This is a genomic window from Streptomyces sp. NBC_01224 (assembly GCF_036002945.1).
GTDB lineage: Bacteria > Actinomycetota > Actinomycetes > Streptomycetales > Streptomycetaceae > Streptomyces.
This window is the reverse complement of sequence record NZ_CP108529.1, coordinates 6,617,006-6,637,729: the sequence shown is the minus strand read 5'-3', so window position 1 is coordinate 6,637,729 and position 20,724 is coordinate 6,617,006. Positions and strand designations below refer to the sequence as shown.

Below are 20,724 nucleotides of genomic sequence, written 5' to 3'. Positions count from 1 at the left end.
AGGCGAGCTCCTTCTTCCTCGAGCCGCCTACCGGGTTGTGGGGGACATAAATCCCCGGCTCCGTGCACGTCACGGACTCGGCGGTGCCTTCGCCGTCACCCCGAATGGGTGATCAACCGTGCGAAGGTTCGAGGCCTGACCCTAGTGACCAACTTGTGATCAGTTCAAATCCTCACAAGAAAAATCTCGTCACAGGCTGCACTTCTTTACCCACGACACACAGGGGGTAGCGGAGACTTGACGGTCCGTTCCTTGATTTCCACCGAGACCCGGCAAGTGCCACTAGACGCGCGAAAGGCGCTTCAGGAGCAAGACGGACGCAACGGGCCTGGCGCCCGCCTTGGCCACTCCGTCGGCGACTTCGCGGTCGGTGGAGACCACCACGACGGGCCGGCCCGGCGGTTCGGCGCGCGCCAGCTGACGGATGAGTTCATCAGCGGTCACACCAGGCTTGCTGAACAGCACCCGGACCCCGCGCGGCGGTGCGAGCAGCACCGGGGCGGCCAGCTCGGCCCCGTCGAAGACACAGGTCATCTCAGCGCCGGTCTGCGCCGCGAGCACCGCGAGGCCGCCCAGCAGCCTCAACCGCTGCTTCTCCAGCGGCAGCTGCGGATAGCCGGTCTTGGTGACGTTGTAGCCGTCGACGATCAGATGCGCCTGCGGCAGCGCGAGCAGCTGGTCGAGCAGGGCCGGATCGGTCTCCGAAAGGGCCCTGGCGGCAATGTCCTTGGGCGACATCCGGCCCGGCTCGACAGCGTCGACGCTGTCCGCGGGGCGGATGGAGGAGGGCGGCAGGGCCAGTTCGCGACGGAGCCCGCGGGCCGCGTCGAGCACTGTGTCCAGCAGCAGCCGCAACCGCATGTCCTCGACCGAGCGGCCCTCCCTGGCAGCCCGACGGCCCGCCTCCACGGACGCCTCGGCCTCCCCGAGCCGCGCCTTGAGCCGGCGGCTCTCGCTCTCGGCCGCGGAGACCTGGGCGGCTGCCTCGGACCGTACGGCGTCGGTCTCGGCCCGGCTGCGGCGCAGCGCGGCCTCGCCGCGCTTGACCTCGTTGACGACACTGCGCAGTTTGCGCTGAAGGGATTCGACTTCCTTGCGGGCCGCGTCCAGCTCTCCGCGGAGCCGTTCGGTCTCGCTCTTCGTCTGGGAGCGGGCCTGGGCGAGTTCCTCGCGCAGCCGTTCCAGCTCGCGGCGGCTCTCCTCGTCGGCGCGCTCGGCGTCGGCCCGCTGGGCCTCCTCGCCGGCGGAGGTGACCAGCTTGACCCAGCCGGCCGGGCGCAGCACATAGGCCGCGGCGGCCACATCGACGGGGTCAGCGGCGGCGGGCGGCGAACCGGCCTCCAGCGCGGCCGTCAGCTCCGGCTGCCCCTCCTTGAGCCGTTCGCCGATGCGCCGGCGGAACAGTGCGTCGCCTTCCAGCGCGGCCGCCATCGCGTTCCCGGCGAACTTGGCGCGCCGGGTCGGGGTGAAGCGGGCGTACTGTCTCAGCTGGGCCGGCAGTTCGGTGACCGTCAGGTCGCCGAACGCGTCCGAGACCAGCGCGACGACCCGTCGCCGTACACCTTCGGGCAGCGGGCGGTCGAGCGCCTCGACGGCGTCGTCGGCCGCCTCGGCCGACTCGGCGCCGCTAGCGGGCTGCTCCACCATCCGTCACCCCAAATTGTCTGTCCGCCCGGCCCCGTCAGGAGTCGGCACCCGGCCTGTCCACCAGTTCGATCTGATCCACCGCGTTGCACCAACGGCAGCGCACCGACTCGATGGTCTCACTGACCACCTCGCGTTCCTCGACGGTGGACTCCCCGGCCAGGTCGAGATGGACGTATTCGATGACCTTGGAAGAACGCGTCACGTCGAATCGTGTGAGATTTCCGCAGAGCGTGCAGCGCCAGCGGGTCCCGTCGGTCGGCTGGGGAACCGTCGTCATCGTGCGTCCTCTTTCGTCGAGCCTCGTGCTGCCTGCTTCAAGGATCTCGCGGTGCGCCGTCGAACTGCGGATGTCCTGCCGTAACCCTACGGCCTAGCCACGTCCCCCCGACACGGCGAGGCGGTCTGTCCCGTTCCCTCCGCTTGCGTCATGCTCTGTTCATGATCGATCGGCGGGCTGCGGCCGCCAGATTAGCCAGTGGATTCCTACGGACGCTCACCTCGGGCGGACCGCCCGTGGCCTACGCCCTGATCGCCCTGTGCTGCCTGGTCTTCCTGATCAGTCCGCTCTCCGGCTTCAACCCGTCCTACGGCACCGCCGACGCCCTGCTCGCCGCCCAGGCCGGGTATTTCGAACGCTGGGGCGTGATCCCGAGCGAGCTGTGGGACGGCTCCGCACGGGCCCTGCTCACCCCGCTCACCGCCCTCTTCGTGCACGGCAGCTGGCTGCATCTGCTCGGCAACATGCTCTTCCTGTACGTGTTCGGGGCGATGGCCGAGGAGCGCATGGGCCATGCCGAGTTCACCTTCTTCTATCTCGGCTGCGGCTATCTCGCCCTGGTCTCCTACGCTGCCGCGCACGCCACGTCCGACCAGACGCTCGTCGGTGCGTCGGGGGCGATCTCGGCGGTGCTGGGGGCGTTCCTCTACCTGTTCCCCAGGGCCCGGGTCACCAGCCTGTTCCCGTTCCTCTTCTTCCTGCCGCTGCGCTTCCCCGCCTGGATCGTGCTGATCTTCTGGTTCGTCCTGCAGTGGCTGGCGGTCCAGGGCGCGGGCAGCGGGGGCCCCGGCGTGGCCTATCTGGCCCATGTGGTCGGCTTCGTCCTCGGCTTCCTCTACGCCTGGGGGCGCTATCGGCGTACGGATAGAGTGAAGACTCCAGCCACGGCCACCGAGGGAGAAAGCCAGCCGTGATCACCGCGATCGTGCTCATCAAAACCAGCGTGGACCGGATTCCCGAGATCGCCGAGGCCATCGCAGCGCTGGACAGCGTCAGCGAGGTCTTCTCGGTCACCGGTACGTACGACCTGATCGCCATGGTCCGGGTGGCCAAGCACGACGATCTGGCGGACGTCATCCCCGGCCGGATCAGCAAGATCCCCGGCGTCGAGGCCACCGATACGCATGTGGCCTTCCGTACGTACTCGCAGCACGACCTGGAGGCCGCCTTCGCCATCGGCCTCGACGCGTAGGTACGCCCCTTATTACGGCGTAATTGCGGCGTAGCACTTCTTAATTACGGCGTAGCACTTCGGCGGGGGACGGGCAGCCGAGCCCGTCCCCCGCCGAAGTATTGCGCGCCCGTCAGAGCTGCGCTGCGCCCCGGTCCGGAACGCAGCGACCGTCCTCGGTGCGGTACTTCCACTGGGCGCCCTTGCTCACCAGTTCCTTGACCGCGCGCACGAATCGCTCGATGTGCTCGTCCGGCGTACCTGCCCCGAAGCTCACCCGGATCGCGTTCAGCGACCGCTCCCCCGGCTCGGCCTCCGGCGCGCCGCACTCGCCGACCTCCTGCGGGTCGCTGCCCAGCAGGGTGCGGACCAGCGGGTGTGCGCAGAACAGTCCGTCGCGGACCCCGATGCCGTACTCGGCGGAGAGCGCGGCGGCGAAGTGCGAGCTGTTCCAGCCCTCCACCACGAAGGAGATGACGCCGACCCGCGGGGCGTCGTCGCCGAACAGCGAGAGCACCTTGACCTCGGGGACTCCGGCGAGTCCGGCCCGGACCGCGGTGACAAGGTGCTGCTCCCGCGCGACCAGGTTGTCGAAGCCCGCCTCGGTCAGCGCCTTGCAGGCGGAGGCGATGGAGTACACGCCGATGACGTTGGGGGAACCGGCCTCGTGGCGGGCGGCGGTGGAGTGCCACTCGACGTCCACACCGCCATCCGTGCGGCGGGCGACCTTGCGCGAGGCGCCGCCGCCGGCCAGGTACGGCTCGGCGTCCTGCAGCCAGTCGGCGCGGCCCGCGAGCACACCCGAGCCGAACGGCGCGTACAGCTTGTGTCCGGAGAAGGCGACCCAGTCGACGTCCAGCTCTGCGATGTCGACGGGGTGGTGCGGGGCGAGCTGCGCGGCGTCCAGCACGATCCGGGCACCGTGCGCGTGCGCGGCGGCCGCCAGTTCCTTGACCGGCCACAGTTCGCCGGTGACGTTGGATGCGCCGGTGACACAGACCAGCGCGGGGCCAATGGGGCCTCCCCTGCTCGAACGGAGCTGAGAGCTTGGGGAAGGGTCACGGTCGGCGAGCGCCCGCTCCAGCGTCTCGACGGCCTGGGCCGGGGTGCGCGGGGCGTTCAGGTAGGTCACCCGTGCGTCGCGCCACGGCAGCAGCGAGGCGTGGTGCTCGGTCTCGTACACGAAGACCTGGCAGTCGGCGGGGACGACGGCGGCCAGCAGGTTGAGGGAGTCGGTGGTCGAGCGGGTGAAGATGACCTGGTCGTCGGCGCGGCAGCCGAGGAACTCCGCGACGGTCGCGCGGCTGTTCTCGAAGAGGTCCGTGGAGAGCTGCGAGAGGTACCCGGCGCCGCGGTGGACGCTGCCGTAGTACGGGGCGTACGCGGCGACGTCGTCCCAGACGCGCTGCAGGGCCGGGGCGCTGGCGGCGTAGTCGAGAGCGGCGTACGTGACTTCACCACCCGTGACCAGCGGAACCGTTACATCCTTGCCCAGAACCGGCAGAGGGGCACAAAGCGACTGGTCGGTGGCAGCGGTGAAGACAGACATGGCGAACTCCCGTAACAGGCAGGCGAATTGCATGCGCCGGCGGATACGCGGCAGCGCAGCGGAAGGTGAAAAGGGTGTGCGGAGAAGGGCCGACAAGCCCTATCGCATTCGCTTGCTCACAAGAGACTCCCTAGGGACCAGGACCCCGGGGGCTGGCATTCACAGATGCCGAGGGGCCCGCGCTTGCCGCAGACCTCGCTGCCCACGGCCTGGTCTTCACCCGGGGCACCCCGCCACGGACGGAGGGTTGCCGGACAGCGGGCCGGGGCCGTAGTCGCTGTCACTCATGACCTGCCCAGCATCTTGCCATACGCGCGTCAACGCGCAAGGCGCGGTCCAAGATCTGGACCGCGCCCTGCGTCACATTCCGTCCGGTCAGGCGTTGCTGACCGTCACCCAGCGCTCCAGCGCCTGCCGGGCCGCCCCCGAGTCGATGGACTCGGCGGCCTTCGCGATCCCTGCGGCGAGCTGCTCGTTCAGCGTGCCGTCCGTCGGGTCCAGCGCGACCAGCGCCGCTGCCGAGTTGAGCAGCACGGCGTCCCGTACGGGGCCTCGCTCGCCGGCCAGCACCCGGCGGGCCACATCCGCGTTGTACGAGGCGTCGGCGCCGCGCAGCGCCTGTACCGGCACCAGCTCCAGACCGACGTCGCGCGGGTCGAACGCCTCCTCGCGCACCGATCCGTCCCGGACCACCCAGACCCGCGAGGTCGCAGTGGTCGTCAGCTCGTCCAGGCCGTCGTCGCCGCGGAAGACCAGCGCCGAATTGCCGCGCTCGGCGAGGACACCGGCGATGATGGGCGCCATCCGCAGGTCGGCAACGCCGATGGCCTGGGAGCGCACCTTGGCCGGGTTGGTGAGCGGCCCGAGGATGTTGAACGTGGTCGGGGCACCGAGTTCCTTGCGGGCCCTGGACACGTACCGCAGGGCGGGGTGGAACTTCACCGCGAAACAGAAGGTGATGCCCGCCTCCTCGGCGACCTCGACGACCCGCTGCGCGCTGAGCTCCAGATTGACGCCGAGCTTCTCCAGCACATCGGAGGAACCGCTCGCCGACGAGGATGCGCGGTTGCCGTGCTTGACGACCTTGGCGCCGGTACCCGCGATGACGATCGCCGACATCGTGGAGATGTTGACCGTCTTGGCGAGGTCGCCGCCGGTGCCGACGATGTCGACCGTGCGACCGGGTACGTGGATCGTGTTGGCGTGCTCGTACATCGCGCGCACCAGGCCGGACACCTCGTCGACCGTCTCGCCCTTGGCGCGCAGGGCCACCGCGAAACCGGCGATCTGCACATCGGTCGCCTCACCGCTCATGATGCGGTCCATCGCCCATGCGGTGTCGTCCGCGGTCAGGTCCTCGCCGCGCAGCAGTGGGTTCAGCACGCCGGGCCAGGAACGGTCCGCCACGCTGTCGCCGCCGACCGGGGTCACAACGTTCATGGTCCGCTCCTGGGGGTCCATAGCCGATAAAAGGGGTTACCCCCACCCTATCGAGCGCCACGGACAGCGAAGAGCCCCGTCCATCGGATGGACGGGGCTCCTGCTGTGGCGATCAGTTCAGGCGATCAGTGGTGACCGTGGCCGCTGGTGATCTCCTTGTACTCCTCGGTGGTGGGCTTGGCGATCTGGTTGTCCTCGCCGAAGTAGCCCTTGCTGAGCCGGGCCCGCAGCTTCTGCAGAGCGGACACCTTGCGCTCGACACCGTTCTCGTCGACCGTCGGGCCGATCTCCACCGGCTTGTACTGCTCGTGCGCGGTGAGCGTGTGCAGCTGCTCGGGGCCGAGCGGCTCGTGGATCTCGACGAACTCACCGTGCGGCAGGCGCTTGATGATGCCGGACTCGCGCCCGTGCAGCACCTTCTCCTTGTCGCGGCGCTGGAGGCCGAGGCAGATCCGCCTGGTGACGATGAACGCGATGACCGGGCCCACGAAGATGAAGATCCGGACGAACCAGGAGATGGCGTTCAGCGACAGGTGGAAGTGCGTGGCCCACAGGTCGTTGCCACCGCCGATGAAGACGATGACGTACTCGGTGATCCAGGCGACACCGAAGGCCGTCCGGGTCGGGGCGTTGCGCGGGCGGTCCAGGATGTGGTGCTCGCGCTTGTCCCCGGTGACCCAGGACTCGACGAACGGGTAGACCGCGATGATCGCGAGTACCAGTCCGAAGGCCATCAACGGAATGAACACACCCAGGACCAGCGTGTGACCCCAGAGATTGATCTCCCAGCCAGGCATCACTCGGATCAGACCCTCGGCGAAGCCCATGTACCAGTCGGGCTGGGCGCCGGTGGACACCTGGTCCGGGCGGTACGGGCCGATGGCCCAGATCGGGTTGATCGAGGCGATGGCCGCGATGACGGCGATGATGCCGAAGACCAGGAAGAAGAAGCCACCGGCCTTCGCCATGTACACCGGCAGCAGCGGCATGCCGACGACGTTCTTGTTGGTGCGGCCGGGACCCGCGAACTGCGTGTGCTTGTGGTAGAAGACCAGGATCAGGTGCGCCACCAGCAGGCCGAGCATGATGCCCGGCAGCAGCAGGATGTGGATCGAGTAGAACCGGGCGACGAAGTCGTGACCGGGGAACTCTCCGCCGAACAGGAACATCGAGATGTACGTGCCGACGATCGGCATCGACAGGATCGCGCCCTGGGTGAAGCGGACACCCGTACCGGACAGGAGGTCGTCCGGGAGCGAGTAGCCGGTGAAACCGGTGAACATACCCAGCACGAACAGCAGGAAGCCGAACAGCCAGTTGATCTCACGCGGCTTGCGGAACGCACCCGTGAAGAAGACGCGCATCATGTGCACGAACATGCCGGCCAGGAAGATCAGCGCGGCCCAGTGGTGGATCTGGCGAACCAGCAGACCACCGCGGACGTCGAAGCTGATGTCCAGCGTCGAGGCGTAGGCCTCGGACATCCGGATGCCCTGCATCGGCTCGTACGAGCCGTGGTACACGACTTCGTTCATGCTCGGGTGGAAGAACAGCGTCAGATACACACCCGTGAGGATGATGATGATGAAGCTGTAGAGGGCGATCTCACCGAGCATGAAGGACCAGTGGTCCGGGAAGATCTTGCGCATGTTGGCCTTGGCCAGGGAGTAGATCCCGAGCCGGCCGTCCGCCCAGTCGGCCACCCGCTCACCGGCGGGCGCCTTGCGCTTTGTGTCGGTCGCAGTACTCATCCGCGCTCCCAGAATGCAGGACCGACGGGCTCTTCGAAGTCACCGAGCGCCTCGAGGTTGCCCTCGCTGTTCACACCGATCCGCAGCTGCGGAAGGGCGTGACCGGCCGGACCGAAGATGACGCGGGCGCCGTCGGAGAGGTCGAAGGTGGACTGGTGGCACGGGCAGAGCACGTGGTGCGTCTGCTGCTCGTACAGGCTGATCGGGCAGCCGACGTGGGTGCAGATCTTGGAGAAGGCCACGATTCCCTCGTGGGCCCACTCGCGCTCGCGCTTGTCCTTGATGTTGGCCGGCTCGATGCGGATGATCATCAGCGCGGCCTTGGCGATCTGGTTCTGGAAGTCCTCCGCGTCCTCCTTCAGGCCCTCGGGCATGGCGAAGGTCAGCGAACCGACGGCCACGTCCTCGGGACGCAGCGGCTCCATCGTGTTCATGTTGATGAGCTGCTTGCCCTTGGCCCACAGGGTGTTGCGGAGCTTCTTCTCCGGCAGCGGACCGAGGTCGCGCAGCAGCATCACGCCGGAGAGCGGCACCAGGGCCAGCGCACCGAACATGGTGTTGCGGATCAGCTTGCGCCGGCCGAACGCGGACTCCTCGGCACCCGCCGCGAAGTCTGCGAGGACCTTCGCCTTGACCTCGGGCTCGGCCTCGATGGCGTGCCGGTCGTCGGCGACCTCCACGTCGGACATCAGGGTGCGCGCCCAGTGGACGGCCCCGGCTCCGATCGCGAAGAGGGCCACGCCCAGGGTCAGACCCAGGGAGAAGTTGAGCGCGCTCACATGGCCGAAGGGCCAGATGTACACGATCTTGTCGACCGGGAAGATGACGTACGAGGCGATGAAGCCGATCGTCGCCAGCATGGACAGCGTGAACATGAACGCCACGGCGCGCTCGGAGCGCTTCGCGGCCCGTTCGTCGATGTCCTGGATGCGCGGCTTGTGGGCCGGCAGCCCCGGGTCGGCGAACGGGTCGTCCGCGACCTCTACCGCGCCGTGCGCGGTGTCCTGCTCAGCGGGCAGGTTCTCGTCTGGAATCTCTTGGCTACTCATGACTTCTTGGCCTTAGCGGTGTGGGCCGCGACCCAAATGGCAACTGCGATCAGTGCGCCGAGCCCGAAGATCCAGGCGAACAAGCCCTCGCTGACCGGCCCCAGGCCGCCCAGCTTGAGCCCACCCGGGTTCTCCGACTGGGCGCTGTTCACGGTCTGGATGTACGCGATGATGTCCCGCTTCTGCTGCTCGGGCATCGTCGTGTCCGGGAAGGACGGCATGCTCTGCGGGCCGGTCTGCATGGCCTCGTAGATGTGCTTCGGGTCCACACCTTCGAGGCTGGGCGCGTACTTGCCGTTCGTCAGCGCACCACCCTCACCGGTGAAGTTGTGGCACTGCGCGCAGTTGGTACGGAACAGGTCGCCACCCTTGGCGATGTCCGCACCGTCAGGGCTGACCTGGTTCTTGGTCGGAACGATCGGACCGGCGCCGAGCGACGCGACGTACGCCGCGAGCTGGTCGATCTCGGCCTGGCTGTAGATGACCTTCTTCTTCGGTACCTGGGCACCCGGCTGCTGCGCCGGCATACGGCCTGTACCGACCTGGAAGTCCACGGCGGCGGAGCCCACGCCGACCAGGCTCGGCCCGTCGGTGCTGCCCTGACCGCCGGTTCCGTGGCAGCTGGCGCAACCGACGGAGTACAGCTTCTTGCCCTCATCAATGGCGAGGGACTGGGCGGTGTCGTCGGCCTGCGCCTTACTCGCGGGCGCAAACGCGGCGTACAGCCCCCCAGTGGCCGCCAGCGCGAGGAGTAGTACGACGACCGCCGCCAACGGATGGCGTCGTCGTGCGGAGAGCTTTTTCACGGATTACCCCGGTGTCAGGATCTTCTGCGTCGATGCTGGATGTGGTTCGGGTTCGAGCCCGGTTACTTGATCATGTAGATCGTGGCGAAGAGGCCGATCCACACGACATCGACGAAGTGCCAGTAATAGGACACGACGATGGCAGCGGTCGCCTGTTCGTGGGTGAACCTCTTGGCTGCGTATGTCCTGCCCAGAACGAGCAGGAAGGCGATGAGACCGCCTGTCACATGCAGCCCGTGGAAGCCGGTCGTCAGGTAGAACACCGAGCCGTACGGGTCGGAGGACAGCGAGAGGCCGTCCTTCTTCACCAGCTCGGTGTACTCGAAGACCTGGCCTCCGATGAAGATCGCACCCATCACGAAAGTGATCACGAACCAGGTACGGAGCTTCTTCACGTCGCCCCGCTCCGCGGCGAAGACGCCGAGCTGGCAGGTGAGTGAGGAGAGCACCAGGATCGTGGTGTTCGTCGCGGAGAACGGGAAGTTCAGGGCCGAAGCCATTTCCTTCCAGTGGTCCGGTCCCATCACCGATCGCAGGGTGAAGTACATCGCGAAGAGGGCCGCGAAGAACATCAGCTCGGAACTCAACCAGATGATGGTTCCGACGCTGGTGAGGTTCGGTCGATTGACCGACGGGTGCGCGTGCCCGGTTTCTACTGTCGTTGCTGTCGCCACGACCGACATTATGTCGGTCCCTTATCCCGCCCTCACTCCGGGGGGTGCCGTTCGGTGTGTCAACAGGGTGTGCCCTCCCCGAACGGCCCATGAATCCGCTGTCCCGGGCGGTGCTGACAGCCCATCGGGCGGAGTACGATCCGCGCATCGGTTCATGCCCGGAAAGCCCCGAAGACACAGATGTCACGGAGGAACAATGCAGCCGACCGCCACGGTCCTGGTCTACAGCGACGACGCCAACACCCGTGAGCAGGTGAAGCTGGCAGCCGGGCGCAGGCCCGCGGCCGATGTGCCACCGGTGGAATTCCTCGAGTGCGCCACCCTGCCCGCTGTCCTGGACGCACTGGACAACGGCGGCATCGATGTCTGTGTGCTGGACGGCGAGACGGCACCCGCGGGCGGCATGGGCGTCTGCCGGCAGATCAAGGACGAGATCTTCCACTGCCCGCCCGTACTGCTGCTGATCGGGCGCCCGCAGGACGCCTGGCTGGCCACCTGGAGCCGTGCGGACGCCGCGGTGACGCTTCCGGTCGAACCGGTCGAGTTCGCGGACGCCCTGGCCGCTCTGCTGCGCAGCAGGGACTGCGTGGACGCCTGAGCCCTGCCGGGGTTGTGTCCGCAGTCCCGCTGAGGGGCAGCGCGCTCCCCGGGCCGGTCAGACCTCGGGGCGCAGTCGCGCCGCCTGGAAAGTGTCCGTGCGGTCCGGGGTGTCGTTCTTGTGCAGAGCGCTGCCCTGCTGCCATTTGGCCCAGGAAAGGTTCCAGTCGCCGTAGCCGTTGTCGAACGGCGTCATCGTCTCGCCCTGACTGCCGACGACCTGGACGATGTCGCCCGTGCGCACGGTGTTGAAGAACCATTCGGCCAGGCTGGTACTCATGCCCGTACAGCCGTGACTGACGTTCGCGTACCCCTGCGAACCGGTGGACCAGGGGGCCGCGTGCACGTACTCGCCGCTCCATGTGACGCGGGTCGCGTAGTAGACCAGCAGGTCGTACCCGTCGTCGGAATTCTCCGAGATGCCGATGGTCTCCCCGCGCATGCGTACGGAGTACTCCTTGCTCAGCACGACCTTGACGCCGTTTCGGGTGGAGAAGCCGGGCTTGCCGGTGGTCACCGGAATGGTGTTGATCACTTTCCCGTTGCGTTTGACGGTCATCGTGTGCGCTGCGGCGTCGGTGATGGCCTCGACACGGTCGCCCGTGGTGAGCTTCAGCGCCTTCGCGGGGGCTCCGTACAGCGCGTCGGCGACCTTGACGCCCGCCAGGCCGCTGGTGACCTCGATGGTGGCCTTGGCGGGCCAGTATTCCTTGGGGCGGTAGTGCAGGATCTTGTCGTCGACCCAGTACCAGGAGCCGGTCACGGCGGGCGTGGAGCGGACCCGCAGGGCACGCTCCACGATGGCCCTGGACGCCTCGTCCTTGACCGGAGCGCTGAGTTCCGCCGTAATGGGCTGTCCGACGCCGTAGGTGCCCGCCTGAGGGCCGAAGGTGACCTTCAGGAGCTTCTTGGCCTTGGCGGAGGCGGTATCGAAGGAGAGCGTGCGGCTGCCCGGGTCGCCGTCGCCGTCCTCCATGCTGACCCGGACCGTGTAGCGGGCGCCGGCGGCGAGCGGGGAGGTGGAGTGCCAGCGCCTCCCGTCGGCGTCGAGCTCGCCGGCCAGATGGCGTCCGATCGCGTCCACGGCCGACACGTCCGTGATCCGGCCGTCGTCGTCGTTGACGGTTACTTCGAGCGGCTTGTCGGAGTCGGCCTTCTCGTCGCCCTCCGGGACGTTGGAGGAGATCTCGTCCGCCGCGTCGTACGGTTTCGCCGCGAGCGGGTGGCCATGTGACCCACCGCAGGCGGTCACACCTGCGACCAGGGTCACGACCAGCAGAGTGCAACTCACTACGGGGCGGAAGCGCGGCGCGTGGTTCATGAACACACGCTATGAAGATTCATCCCTATAAGCGCGCAATGTGACTGCAAACGGGGGATTTGCACTCCTTTTGGCGGAGAAGTACACGCCAAACGGGGGGCCTGCACTTCCCTTGGTGGAGAAGTGCAGGCCCCCCGTCAGGTGGAGCGGTGACTCGCGGTCACTGGGTGCGGTTCTCACCGCGGTAGTACTCGAAGACCCAGCCGAACAGGCCGATCAGGATCACCGGGAGCGAGAAGTAGAGCAGCCACCAGCCGAAGACGATGCCCAGGAAGGCGAGGGCGCCACCGACGGCCAGCGAGAGCGGCTGCCAGCTGTGCGGGGAGAAGAACCCCACCTCGCCGGCCTCGTCCGCGACATCGGCTTCCTTGTTGTCCTGAGCCATGGCGTCGACCCGCTGCGCCGTGAAGGCCAGGTAGAAGCCGATCATGACGCTCAGGCCGAAGGCCAGGACGAGCGCGGTGGTACCGGCCGGCTCCTTCGACCACACGCCATACGTGATGGCCATGGCGAGGATGAAGACGCTCAGCCAGAGGAACATCTTGCCCTGGATCTTCACTTACCGGCCTCCTTGCCACCAGCGAGGGCCTTGTCATCCGCGAACTGGTGCTCCAGCTGCTCGAGCGCCGCGATCTCCGGGTGATGCAGGTCGAACGCCGGGGATTCGGAACGGATCCGCGGCAGCGTGAGGAAGTTGTGCCGCGGCGGCGGGCAGGAGGTCGCCCACTCCAGCGAACGGCCGTAGCCCCACGGGTCGTCGACCTCGACCTTCTTGCCGTACTTCGCGGTCTTCCACACGTTGTAGAAGAACGGCAGCATCGACAGGCCGAGCAGGAACGAGGAGATCGTCGAGATCGTGTTCAGCGCGGTGAAGCCGTCTGCGGCAAGGTAGTCCGCGTAACGACGCGGCATGCCCTCGGCACCCAGCCAGTGCTGCACCAGGAACGTGCCGTGGAAGCCCACGAACAGCGTCCAGAACGTGATCTTGCCGAGCCGCTCGTCCAGCATCTTGCCGGTGAACTTCGGCCACCAGAAGTGGAATCCGGAGAACATCGCGAAGACCACGGTGCCGAAGATGACGTAGTGGAAGTGCGCGACGACGAAGTACGAGTCCGAGACGTGGAAGTCCATCGGGGGCGACGCCAGGATCACGCCGGTCAGACCACCGAAGGTGAAGGTGATCAGGAAGCCGACGGCCCAGAGCATCGGTGTCTCGAAGGACAGCGATCCCTTCCACATCGTGCCGATCCAGTTGAAGAACTTCACACCGGTCGGTACCGCGATGAGGAATGTCATGAACGAGAAGAACGGCAACAGCACACCGCCGGTGACGTACATGTGGTGCGCCCACACGGTCACGGAGAGGCCTGCGATCGCGATCGTCGCGCTGATCAGACCGATGTAGCCGAACATCGGCTTTCGGCTGAACACCGGGATCACTTCGGAAATGATTCCGAAGAATGGCAAGGCAATGATGTACACCTCTGGATGGCCGAAGAACCAGAAGAGGTGCTGCCAGAGCAATGGGCCGCCATTGGCCGCGTCGAAGATATGCGCACCGAACTTGCGGTCCGCCTCCAGCGCGAAGAGCGCGGCGGCGAGGACCGGGAAGGCCAGCAGGACCAGCACACCGGTCAGCAGGACGTTCCAGACGAAGATCGGCATGCGGAACATCGTCATGCCAGGGGCACGCATGCAGATGATCGTGGTGATGAAGTTGACCGAACCGAGGATCGTACCGAAGCCGGAGAAGGCCAGACCCATGATCCACATGTCGGCACCGACACCCGGCGAGCGGACGGCATCCGAGAGCGGGGAGTAGGCGAACCAGCCGAAGTCGGCCGCACCCTGCGGGGTGAGGAAGCCGGCCACCGCGATGATCGAGCCGAAGAGGTACAGCCAGTACGCGAACATGTTCAACCGCGGGAACGCCACGTCGGGCGCGCCGATCTGCAGCGGCATGATCCAGTTCGCGAATCCTGCGAACAGCGGCGTCGCGAACATCAGCAGCATGATCGTGCCGTGCATCGTGAACGCCTGGTTGAACTGCTCGTTCGACATGATCTGCGTGCCGGGACGGGCCAGTTCGGCGCGCATGAAGAGCGCCATCAGACCGCCGATGCAGAAGAACGCGAACGATGTGACCAGGTACATCGTGCCGATCGTCTTGTGGTCAGTGGTGGTCAACCACTTGATGACGATGTTTCCCGGCTGCTTCCGCCGGACCGGCAGCTCGTCCTCGTACGAGTCGTCTGCTGCCGCGGCACCCTGAGGTTCGTTGAGGATGCTCACAGTTTGTTCGTCTCCGCATTCCTGGCCGGGTCAGTCTGCGCGATGCCGGCCGGCACGTAGCCCGTCTGGCCCTTCTTCGCCAGCTCCTTGAGGTGCGCCTGGTAGCGCTCCGGAGAGACGATCTTGACGTTGAAGAGCATCCGGGAGTGGTCGGCGCCGCAGAGCTCGGCGCACTTGCCCATGAAGGTGCCCTCCTCGTTGGGAGTCACCTCGAAGGCGTTGGTGTGGCCCGGAAAGACGTCCTGCTTCATGAGGAACGGGACCACCCAGAAGGAGTGGATGACGTCACGCGAAGTCAGAACGAAGCGGACCTTCTCGCCCTTCGGCAGCCACAGGGTCGGACCCGGATTGCCGTTCTGCGGGTTCCGGGTTCCCGGGACGCCGTAGTCGTAGACGCCTTCAGCACCCTTGGGGAAATCCTTCCGGAACCTGTCCGGGATGGCGTCGAGTTCCTTGGGGATCTTGTTGCCCGTGGCGGTGGACCCGTCCACGTTCTCGATGTAGTTGAAGGCCCAGCTCCACTGGTAGCCGACCACGTTGATCGTGTGGGCAGGCTTCGGGGAGAGCGAGAGGATCTTCGATTCATCGCGCGCGGTGAAGTAGAACAACACCGAGACGATGATCAGAGGGACCACGGTGTACAGCGCCTCGATGGGCATGTTGTACCTGGTCTGCGTAGGAACCTCGACCTTGGTGCGGCTGCGCCGGTGGAAGATGACGCTCCACAGGATCAGGCCCCAGACCAGCACGCCCGTGGCGAGCGCTGCCGCCCACGAGCCCTGCCAGAGGGAAAGGATCCGTGGTGCCTCTTCCGTTACCGGCGTAGGCATACCGAGGCGGGGGAAGTCCTTGTATGTGCAACCGGTGGCGGTCGCCAGGATCAGGCCCGCAGTCAGCACCTGCGGCAGCTTCCGCCGCATCGGGCGCCGCGACGAGCGGTCGGAGCCGTTGGGACTCACGTAGCGCCTTCCCGAGAGTCTCGCCCGCGCGGTCGGCGCGGCCGTCTGTCTGGTCGGTCGCCGCCCTGACGCGGGCAGGGGTTTGGATGTTTATGCGGACCAAACCCTACTGGACGCTATTTGGGGTCGCGCGGGGAGGGTGCCCAACGCGCCGTCCGGCACCCCGAAGGGGTGGAATACGGGCCTCCGGCCGCCATCTGACGCCCCCTCTCCTGGCTGGGCGGGCGGCCCGTCCCCGGGTGCGGGCCCGGCGCGGGCTAGCGTGGCCACGTGCCCTACTTCGACGCCGCATCCTCCGCCCCCCTGCACCCCGTCGCCCGCCAGGCGCTGCTTGCCGCGCTGGACGAGGGGTGGGCCGACCCGGCCAGGCTCTACCGCGAGGGGCGGCGGGCCCGGCTGTTGCTGGACGCGGCCCGGGAGGCCGCTGCGGAGGCCGTCGGGTGCCGTCCGGACGAGCTCACATTCACTCCTTCGGGTACGCGGGCGGTGCACTCCGGAATTTCCGCGGCTCTCGCGGGACGTCGGCGTGTCGGCCGCCATCTGGTCTTCTCCGCGGTGGAGCACTCGTCGGTGCTCCATTCGGCCGCCGCCCATGAGGCGCAGGGCGGATCGGTCTCCGAGGTCGCGGTGGACCGGTCGGGGGCGGTGAGTGCGGAGGCGTACGCGGATGTGCTGCGCGAGGACACCGCGCTGGCCTGTCTGCAGTCCGCCAATCACGAGGTCGGCACCGAACAGCCGGTGGCCGAGGTCACGGAGGTCTGCCGGGCGGCGGGGGTGCCGCTGCTGGTGGATGCCGCGCAGTCGCTGGGCTGGGGGCCGGTGCCGGGCGGCTGGTCGCTGCTGGCGGCCAGTGCGCACAAGTGGGGCGGGCCCTCGGGGGTCGGGCTGCTGGCGGTGCGCAAGGGGGTGCGGTTCGCGGTTCAAGGACCGGCCGACGAGCGGGAGTCGGGGCGGGCCGCGGGGTTCGAGAACCTTCCCGCGATCGTGGCCGCGGCGGCATCGCTGCGGGCGGTGCGAGCGGAGGCGGCGGCGGAGTCCGTGCGGCTGCGGGCCCTGGTGGACCGCATCAGGGCCCGGGTGCCGCAACTGGTGCCCGATGTGGAGGTGGTCGGCGATCCGGTGCGGCGGCTGCCGCATCTGGTGACCTTCTCCTGTCTCTATGTCGATGGAGAGACACTGCTCCATGAACTGGACCGGGCTGAATTCTCCGTATCATCCGGTTCGTCCTGCACCAGCAGCACGCTGGCGCCGAGCCATGTGCTCAGGGCGATGGGGGTGCTGTCGGAGGGGAACGTACGGGTGTCGCTGCCGACCGGCACTGCGGACGAGGAGGTCGAGCGCTTCCTGGACGTGCTGCCGCGGGTGGTGGCAGAGGTACGGGAGAGGCTGGGTGCGCCCGTTTCCGCGCCCCCCTCCCCTGCCGTGACCGCGTCCCTGGTGGTCGACGCCCTCGGGAAGCGCTGCCCGATCCCTGTGATCGAGCTGGCAAAGGTGATCGGGGAGGTACCGCTGGGCGGGACGGTGACCGTGCTCTCCGACGACGAGGCGGCGCGCCTGGACATCCCGGCCTGGTGCGCGATGCGCGAGCAGGAGTACGTGGGCGAGGAGCCGGCGGACCGTGGCTCGGCCTATGTGGTCCGCCGGCTGACCTGAGGTTCCTCTTCGACTCAGCCCAGGTGCGCGCGGACCTCGGCGGCGGCGTCGTGGCCGTACGCCTTGGTGAAGCGGTCCATGAAGTGGGCGCGGCGCAGGGTGTACTCCTGGGTGCCGACCGTCTCGATCACCAGGGTGGCGAGCATGCAGCCGACCTGGGCGGCGCGCTCCAGGCCGACGCCCCACGCGAGACCGGAGAGGAAACCGGCCCGGAAGGCGTCGCCGACACCGGTCGGGTCGGCCTTGATCTCCTCCTCCGGGCAGCCGACCTCGATCGTCTCCTGGCCGGCCCGCTCGATCCGGACACCGCGGGCGCCCAGCGTGGTGACCCGGTGGCCGACCTTGGCCAGGATCTCCTCGTCGCTCCAGCCGGTCTTGGACTCGATGAGCCCCTTCTCGTACTCGTTGGAGAAGAGGTACGTGGCGCCCTCGAGGAGGATCCGGATCTCGTCGCCGTCCATCCGGGCGATCTGCTGCGAGAAGTCCGCGGCGAACGGGATTCCGCGGGTGCGGCACTCCTCGGTGTGGCGGAGCATCCCCTCGGGGTCGTCGGCACCGATCGAGACGAGGTCGAGGCCGCCGACGCGGTCGGCGACGGCCTTCAGCTCGATGAGCCGGGCCTCGCTCATCGCGCCCGTGTAGAAGGAGCCGATCTGGTTGTGGTCGGCGTCCGTCGTGCAGACGAACCGCGCGGTGTGCAGGACCTCGGAGATCCGTACCGATCCGGTGTCGACGCCGTGGCGGTCGAGCCAGGCACGGTACTCGTCGAAGTCGGAGCCCGCGGCACCGACCAGAATCGGGTTGGTGCCCAGCAGACCCATGCCGAAGCAGATATTGGCGGCGACACCGCCCCGGCGCACGTCGAGGTTGTCGACCAGGAAGGAGAGCGAGACCGTGTGCAGCTGATCCGCGACCAGCTGGTCGGCAAAACGGCCGGGGAAGGTCATGAGGTGATCGGTGGCGATGGAGCCGGTGACTGCGATTCGCACGGGGAGACTGCTCCTGCGGAGATCGGGGGGAACGGGTGACTGCGTTCCCGGGGCGGCGTGACAGTTCACGCTACCCGTTCCCCGCACTCGCCCTGAAGGGGGGAAAACTACCCGATAGTAGGTCTTTCTTCCTGAGGCGTGCGGTGCCTACGGTGCGCATATGTCGAACCACAGCGCCACACGCGAGTCCGAGATCAGCCTGGCCGAGCTGCGCGGTGACTGCGCACGGATGGCTCCCCACTGGGTGGTCCCGGCGAAGTCCGCCCCCGTTCGGGTGGCGCCGTCCCTGATTCACGGGGTCACCGTGCCCGCCGCCTCCGCCCGGCTGATCGACGCCATGTCCGAATACGGCGACTGAGACCTGCACCGATCGCGTCCGACGCTCCTGAGGGAACCGTGCGCCCCCGCGCCCCGTCCCACCGTTGTCCCCACCCGCGGGACGGACAGCAGGCCGGGTGACGGCCTGTGACGGCGATGCAGGCGAAGGAGCGATCCGGTGAGCACCGAGCGACCCGACAACGATGTGACCGGCCCTCGGCGGCGTTCACCGCTCGCCGTGGCCTCGGTGGCGGCAGCAGTACTGCTGGCCGGAGGCGGCGGTGCGTACTGGGCCGCGACCGCCGCGGACGGGGAGGGCGGGAGCAGCGGCAGCGCGGAGCGCACCCCTCCCCCGCTTGCCCTGGACGAACGTGCGGGCGACCCGACGGTGCCCGACGGGTCCTCGCCGGGCACCCCACCCGGCATCGCACCCGGCGAACCCGATCCGCACGGCGGTCAGGTGGTCTACCGCGCGTCCGGCAAGCTGCCCGAGGGGCCGCGTACGGCCGCGGTGCAGCGCGCGGAGGGGACCGTCTCCGCGACGGAGGTGGCCCGGCTGGCGAAGGCGCTGGGGGTGCAGGGCACGCCGCAGGCGGAGGGCACGTCCTGGAAGGTGGGGTCCGACGGGGACGGCTCGGGCCCGGTCCTCCGGGTGGACAAGCAGGCCCCGGGCACCTGGAGCTTCGCGCGCTACGGCTCCGGCGGTACGGACAACTGCGAAAGCATCACGGTCTGTTCGAGCAAGGAGCAGGCCCCGGGCGGCAGCGGCTCCCCGGTGAGCGAGAGTGCCGCCAGGGCTGCCGCGGCACCGGTCCTGAAGGCGGTGGGACAGGACGACGCCGCCCTCGACGCCCGCCAACTCACGGGTTCGGTACGGGTGGTGAACGCCGACCCGGTGGTGGACGGACTTCCCACCTACGGCTGGTCGACCGGGATCCAGGTGGGTTCGGGCGGTGAAGTGGTGGGCGGCAGTGGGCAGTTGAAGGGCCTGGAGAAGGGCAACAGCTATCCGGTGATCAGTGCGGGCGAGGCGCTGAAGCAGCTGAACGGGGCGGCGTCCCGGACGGACGGGCGCGCGGACGTCGGCGGGTGCGCCACTCCCGTACCGCTGCAGGATGGCCTGAAGTCGCCGAAGGTCCACTGCGGGACGCGGACCGGGGCGGAGCGGCCGACGACGACCGTGACGGTCGACAAGGCGGTGTTCGGACTGACCAAGCAGTACGTGGCGGGCAAGCAGACGCTCGTACCGTCCTGGCTCTTCTCGGTGCGGCCGGCCGTGGGCGGCACGGGTGACACCGTGTCGCAGATCGCCGTGGACCCCGCGTATTTGGCGAAGGACGCACCGGCGACGCCCCCGCCCCCGGCGGACACGGAGAGGTCCCGGCGGCAGATCCTGTCGTACAGCGCCGACGGGCGAACCCTGTCGGTGACGTTCTGGGGCGGGGTGTGCAGCAAGTACGCGGCGAGCGCCACCGAGGACGGGACGACGGTGCGGGTGACGGTGACGGAGTCGCAGCCGGCCGAGAAGAAGGTCTGCATCATGATCGCCAAGGAGCTGACCCGGACGGTGACGCTGGACGCCCCGCTCGGTGACCGGACGGTGATCGACGCGGCGTCGGGCGGCGATGTGCCCCGCGCCTGACGCTGAGCACCTGCGTACGACAACGGCGGCGGCCCCGGAATCCGGGGCCGCCGCCGTTTTGCTGTTCTGCCGCTGCCTTCAGGGCCTAGCTGAAGGAGTCGCCGCAGGCGCAGGAGCCCGTGGCGTTCGGGTTGTCGATCGTGAAGCCCTGCTTCTCGATGGTGTCGACGAAGTCGATGGAAGCGCCACCCAGGTACGGAGCACTCATCCGGTCGGTGACGACCTTGACGCCGTCGAAGTCCTTCACGACATCGCCGTCGAGCGAACGCTCGTCGAAGAAGAGCTGGTAGCGCAGGCCCGAGCAGCCGCCGGGCTGAACGGCGACGCGCAGCGCCAGGTCGTCACGGCCTTCCTGCTCCAGCAGGCCCTTGACCTTGGCTGCGGCGGCGTCGGACAGGAGGATGCCGTCGCTCACGGTGGTGGTCTCGTCCGATACGGACATCTGCTTCTCTCCCGGGTTGTACGGAGACTGCTTGCCGACGTTGCAACCGTCGGGACCGCGGATTCATTCCGGGCCGAGCGCTTGCCTGTTCCATTCATGCTCGCACACCGGCCCCGCGGGGGGGGGATGCGTCACATCGACACTATG

General features: G+C 68.0%; 20 protein-coding genes and 1 riboswitch. Of the genes, 6 read left to right on the top strand and 14 right to left on the bottom strand.

The genetic code is table 11. The annotated features are described in order from the left end of the window. Positions 1–282: 282 nt before the first annotated feature. The gene (locus OG609_RS29850) at positions 283–1,644 is read right to left on the bottom strand and encodes an NYN domain-containing protein (RefSeq protein WP_327278228.1); all 1,362 of its coding nucleotides are present in this window, start codon (positions 1,642–1,644) and stop codon (positions 283–285) included. A 37-nt stretch (positions 1,645–1,681) separates the two neighbouring features. Further along, the gene (locus OG609_RS29845; protein WP_093893615.1) at positions 1,682–1,924 is read right to left on the bottom strand and encodes a hypothetical protein; all 243 of its coding nucleotides are present in this window, start codon (positions 1,922–1,924) and stop codon (positions 1,682–1,684) included. Between the two features lie 161 nt (positions 1,925–2,085). On the opposite strand from OG609_RS29845, the gene OG609_RS29840 reads away from it, so the two are divergent. Together OG609_RS29840 and OG609_RS29835 are read left to right on the top strand one after the other, a co-directional pair. Continuing rightward, on the top strand, positions 2,086–2,838 hold the full coding sequence (locus OG609_RS29840; RefSeq protein WP_327275667.1) for a rhomboid family intramembrane serine protease: 753 nt from the start codon (positions 2,086–2,088) through the stop codon (positions 2,836–2,838). Further along, positions 2,835–3,116, top strand: a complete 282-nt coding sequence (locus OG609_RS29835) for an Lrp/AsnC family transcriptional regulator (RefSeq protein ID WP_093543818.1) — start codon at positions 2,835–2,837, stop codon at positions 3,114–3,116. Before OG609_RS29840 ends, OG609_RS29835 begins: the two co-directional genes overlap by 4 nt. A 112-nt stretch (positions 3,117–3,228) precedes the next feature. Here OG609_RS29835 and OG609_RS29830 read toward each other — a convergent pair whose 3' ends face one another. The 6 genes from OG609_RS29830 to ctaE form a co-directional block, all read right to left on the bottom strand. After that, entirely contained in the window at positions 3,229–4,644 is a 1,416-nt protein-coding gene (locus tag OG609_RS29830; RefSeq protein ID WP_327275666.1) for an aminotransferase class V-fold PLP-dependent enzyme, read from the bottom strand. 174 nt (positions 4,645–4,818) lie between these two features. Continuing rightward, positions 4,819–4,936: riboswitch (SAM riboswitch) on the bottom strand. 83 nt (positions 4,937–5,019) lie between these two features. Further along, positions 5,020–6,084 (bottom strand): anthranilate phosphoribosyltransferase, encoded by a 1,065-nt coding sequence (gene trpD, locus OG609_RS29825; RefSeq protein WP_327275665.1) that lies wholly within the window; start codon positions 6,082–6,084, stop codon positions 5,020–5,022. A 125-nt stretch (positions 6,085–6,209) separates the two neighbouring features. Further along, a complete protein-coding gene (gene qcrB, locus OG609_RS29820; protein WP_327275664.1) occupies positions 6,210–7,835 on the bottom strand; it encodes a cytochrome bc1 complex cytochrome b subunit in 1,626 nt (541 codons plus the stop codon). Then, positions 7,832–8,884 (bottom strand): cytochrome bc1 complex Rieske iron-sulfur subunit, encoded by a 1,053-nt coding sequence (qcrA, locus tag OG609_RS29815; protein WP_327275663.1) that lies wholly within the window; start codon positions 8,882–8,884, stop codon positions 7,832–7,834. Before qcrA ends, qcrB begins: the two co-directional genes overlap by 4 nt. After that, positions 8,881–9,690 (bottom strand): cytochrome bc1 complex diheme cytochrome c subunit, encoded by an 810-nt coding sequence (gene qcrC, locus OG609_RS29810; protein ID WP_327275662.1) that lies wholly within the window; start codon positions 9,688–9,690, stop codon positions 8,881–8,883. The genes qcrA and qcrC overlap by 4 nt, the downstream gene beginning before the upstream one ends. A gap of 62 nt (positions 9,691–9,752) precedes the next feature. Beyond that, positions 9,753–10,373, bottom strand: coding sequence for an aa3-type cytochrome oxidase subunit III (gene ctaE / locus OG609_RS29805; protein ID WP_093893621.1), 621 nt, complete (start codon positions 10,371–10,373; stop codon positions 9,753–9,755). 187 nt (positions 10,374–10,560) lie between these two features. On the opposite strand from ctaE, the gene OG609_RS29800 reads away from it, so the two are divergent. Then, the gene (locus OG609_RS29800) at positions 10,561–10,962 is read left to right on the top strand and encodes a hypothetical protein (RefSeq protein ID WP_327275661.1); all 402 of its coding nucleotides are present in this window, start codon (positions 10,561–10,563) and stop codon (positions 10,960–10,962) included. Between the two features lie 57 nt (positions 10,963–11,019). Here the strand turns inward: OG609_RS29800 and OG609_RS29795 are convergent, their stop codons facing one another. The 4 genes from OG609_RS29795 to ctaC all read right to left on the bottom strand — a co-directional run bounded on the left by OG609_RS29795 (position 11,020) and on the right by ctaC (position 15,533). After that, a complete protein-coding gene (locus OG609_RS29795; protein ID WP_327275660.1) occupies positions 11,020–12,282 on the bottom strand; it encodes a L,D-transpeptidase in 1,263 nt (420 codons plus the stop codon). A gap of 160 nt (positions 12,283–12,442) precedes the next feature. After that, complete coding sequence (locus OG609_RS29790) at positions 12,443–12,841, bottom strand: cytochrome c oxidase subunit 4 (protein WP_093893623.1); 399 nt, start codon at positions 12,839–12,841, stop codon at positions 12,443–12,445. Further along, entirely contained in the window at positions 12,838–14,574 is a 1,737-nt protein-coding gene (gene ctaD / locus OG609_RS29785; protein ID WP_327275659.1) for an aa3-type cytochrome oxidase subunit I, read from the bottom strand. Before ctaD ends, OG609_RS29790 begins: the two co-directional genes overlap by 4 nt. Continuing rightward, positions 14,571–15,533 carry an aa3-type cytochrome oxidase subunit II gene (ctaC, locus tag OG609_RS29780; protein ID WP_327275658.1) on the bottom strand — a complete coding sequence of 321 codons (963 nt, stop codon included), beginning with the start codon at positions 15,531–15,533 and terminating at the stop codon, positions 14,571–14,573. Before ctaC ends, ctaD begins: the two co-directional genes overlap by 4 nt. A 270-nt stretch (positions 15,534–15,803) precedes the next feature. Between ctaC and OG609_RS29775 the strand changes: the two genes are divergently transcribed. Further along, entirely contained in the window at positions 15,804–17,186 is a 1,383-nt protein-coding gene (locus tag OG609_RS29775; protein ID WP_327275657.1) for a cysteine desulfurase/sulfurtransferase TusA family protein, read from the top strand. A gap of 14 nt (positions 17,187–17,200) precedes the next feature. Here the strand turns inward: OG609_RS29775 and OG609_RS29770 are convergent, their stop codons facing one another. Then, positions 17,201–18,175 (bottom strand): carbohydrate kinase family protein, encoded by a 975-nt coding sequence (locus OG609_RS29770; RefSeq protein ID WP_327275655.1) that lies wholly within the window; start codon positions 18,173–18,175, stop codon positions 17,201–17,203. Between the two features lie 160 nt (positions 18,176–18,335). Here OG609_RS29770 and OG609_RS29765 point away from each other — a divergent pair, with 160 nt between their 5' ends. Next, positions 18,336–18,533, top strand: a complete 198-nt coding sequence (locus OG609_RS29765) for a hypothetical protein (protein ID WP_093893628.1) — start codon at positions 18,336–18,338, stop codon at positions 18,531–18,533. Positions 18,534–18,671: 138 nt separating this feature from the next. Next, positions 18,672–20,135: a hypothetical protein gene (locus tag OG609_RS29760; protein ID WP_327275654.1), complete on the top strand. Its 1,464-nt coding sequence runs from the start codon at positions 18,672–18,674 to the stop codon at positions 20,133–20,135. Between the two features lie 85 nt (positions 20,136–20,220). On the opposite strand, the gene OG609_RS29755 is transcribed toward OG609_RS29760, so the two are convergent. Continuing rightward, on the bottom strand, positions 20,221–20,577 hold the full coding sequence (locus OG609_RS29755; RefSeq protein ID WP_030933606.1) for a HesB/IscA family protein: 357 nt from the start codon (positions 20,575–20,577) through the stop codon (positions 20,221–20,223). Positions 20,578–20,724 lie beyond the last annotated feature (147 nt).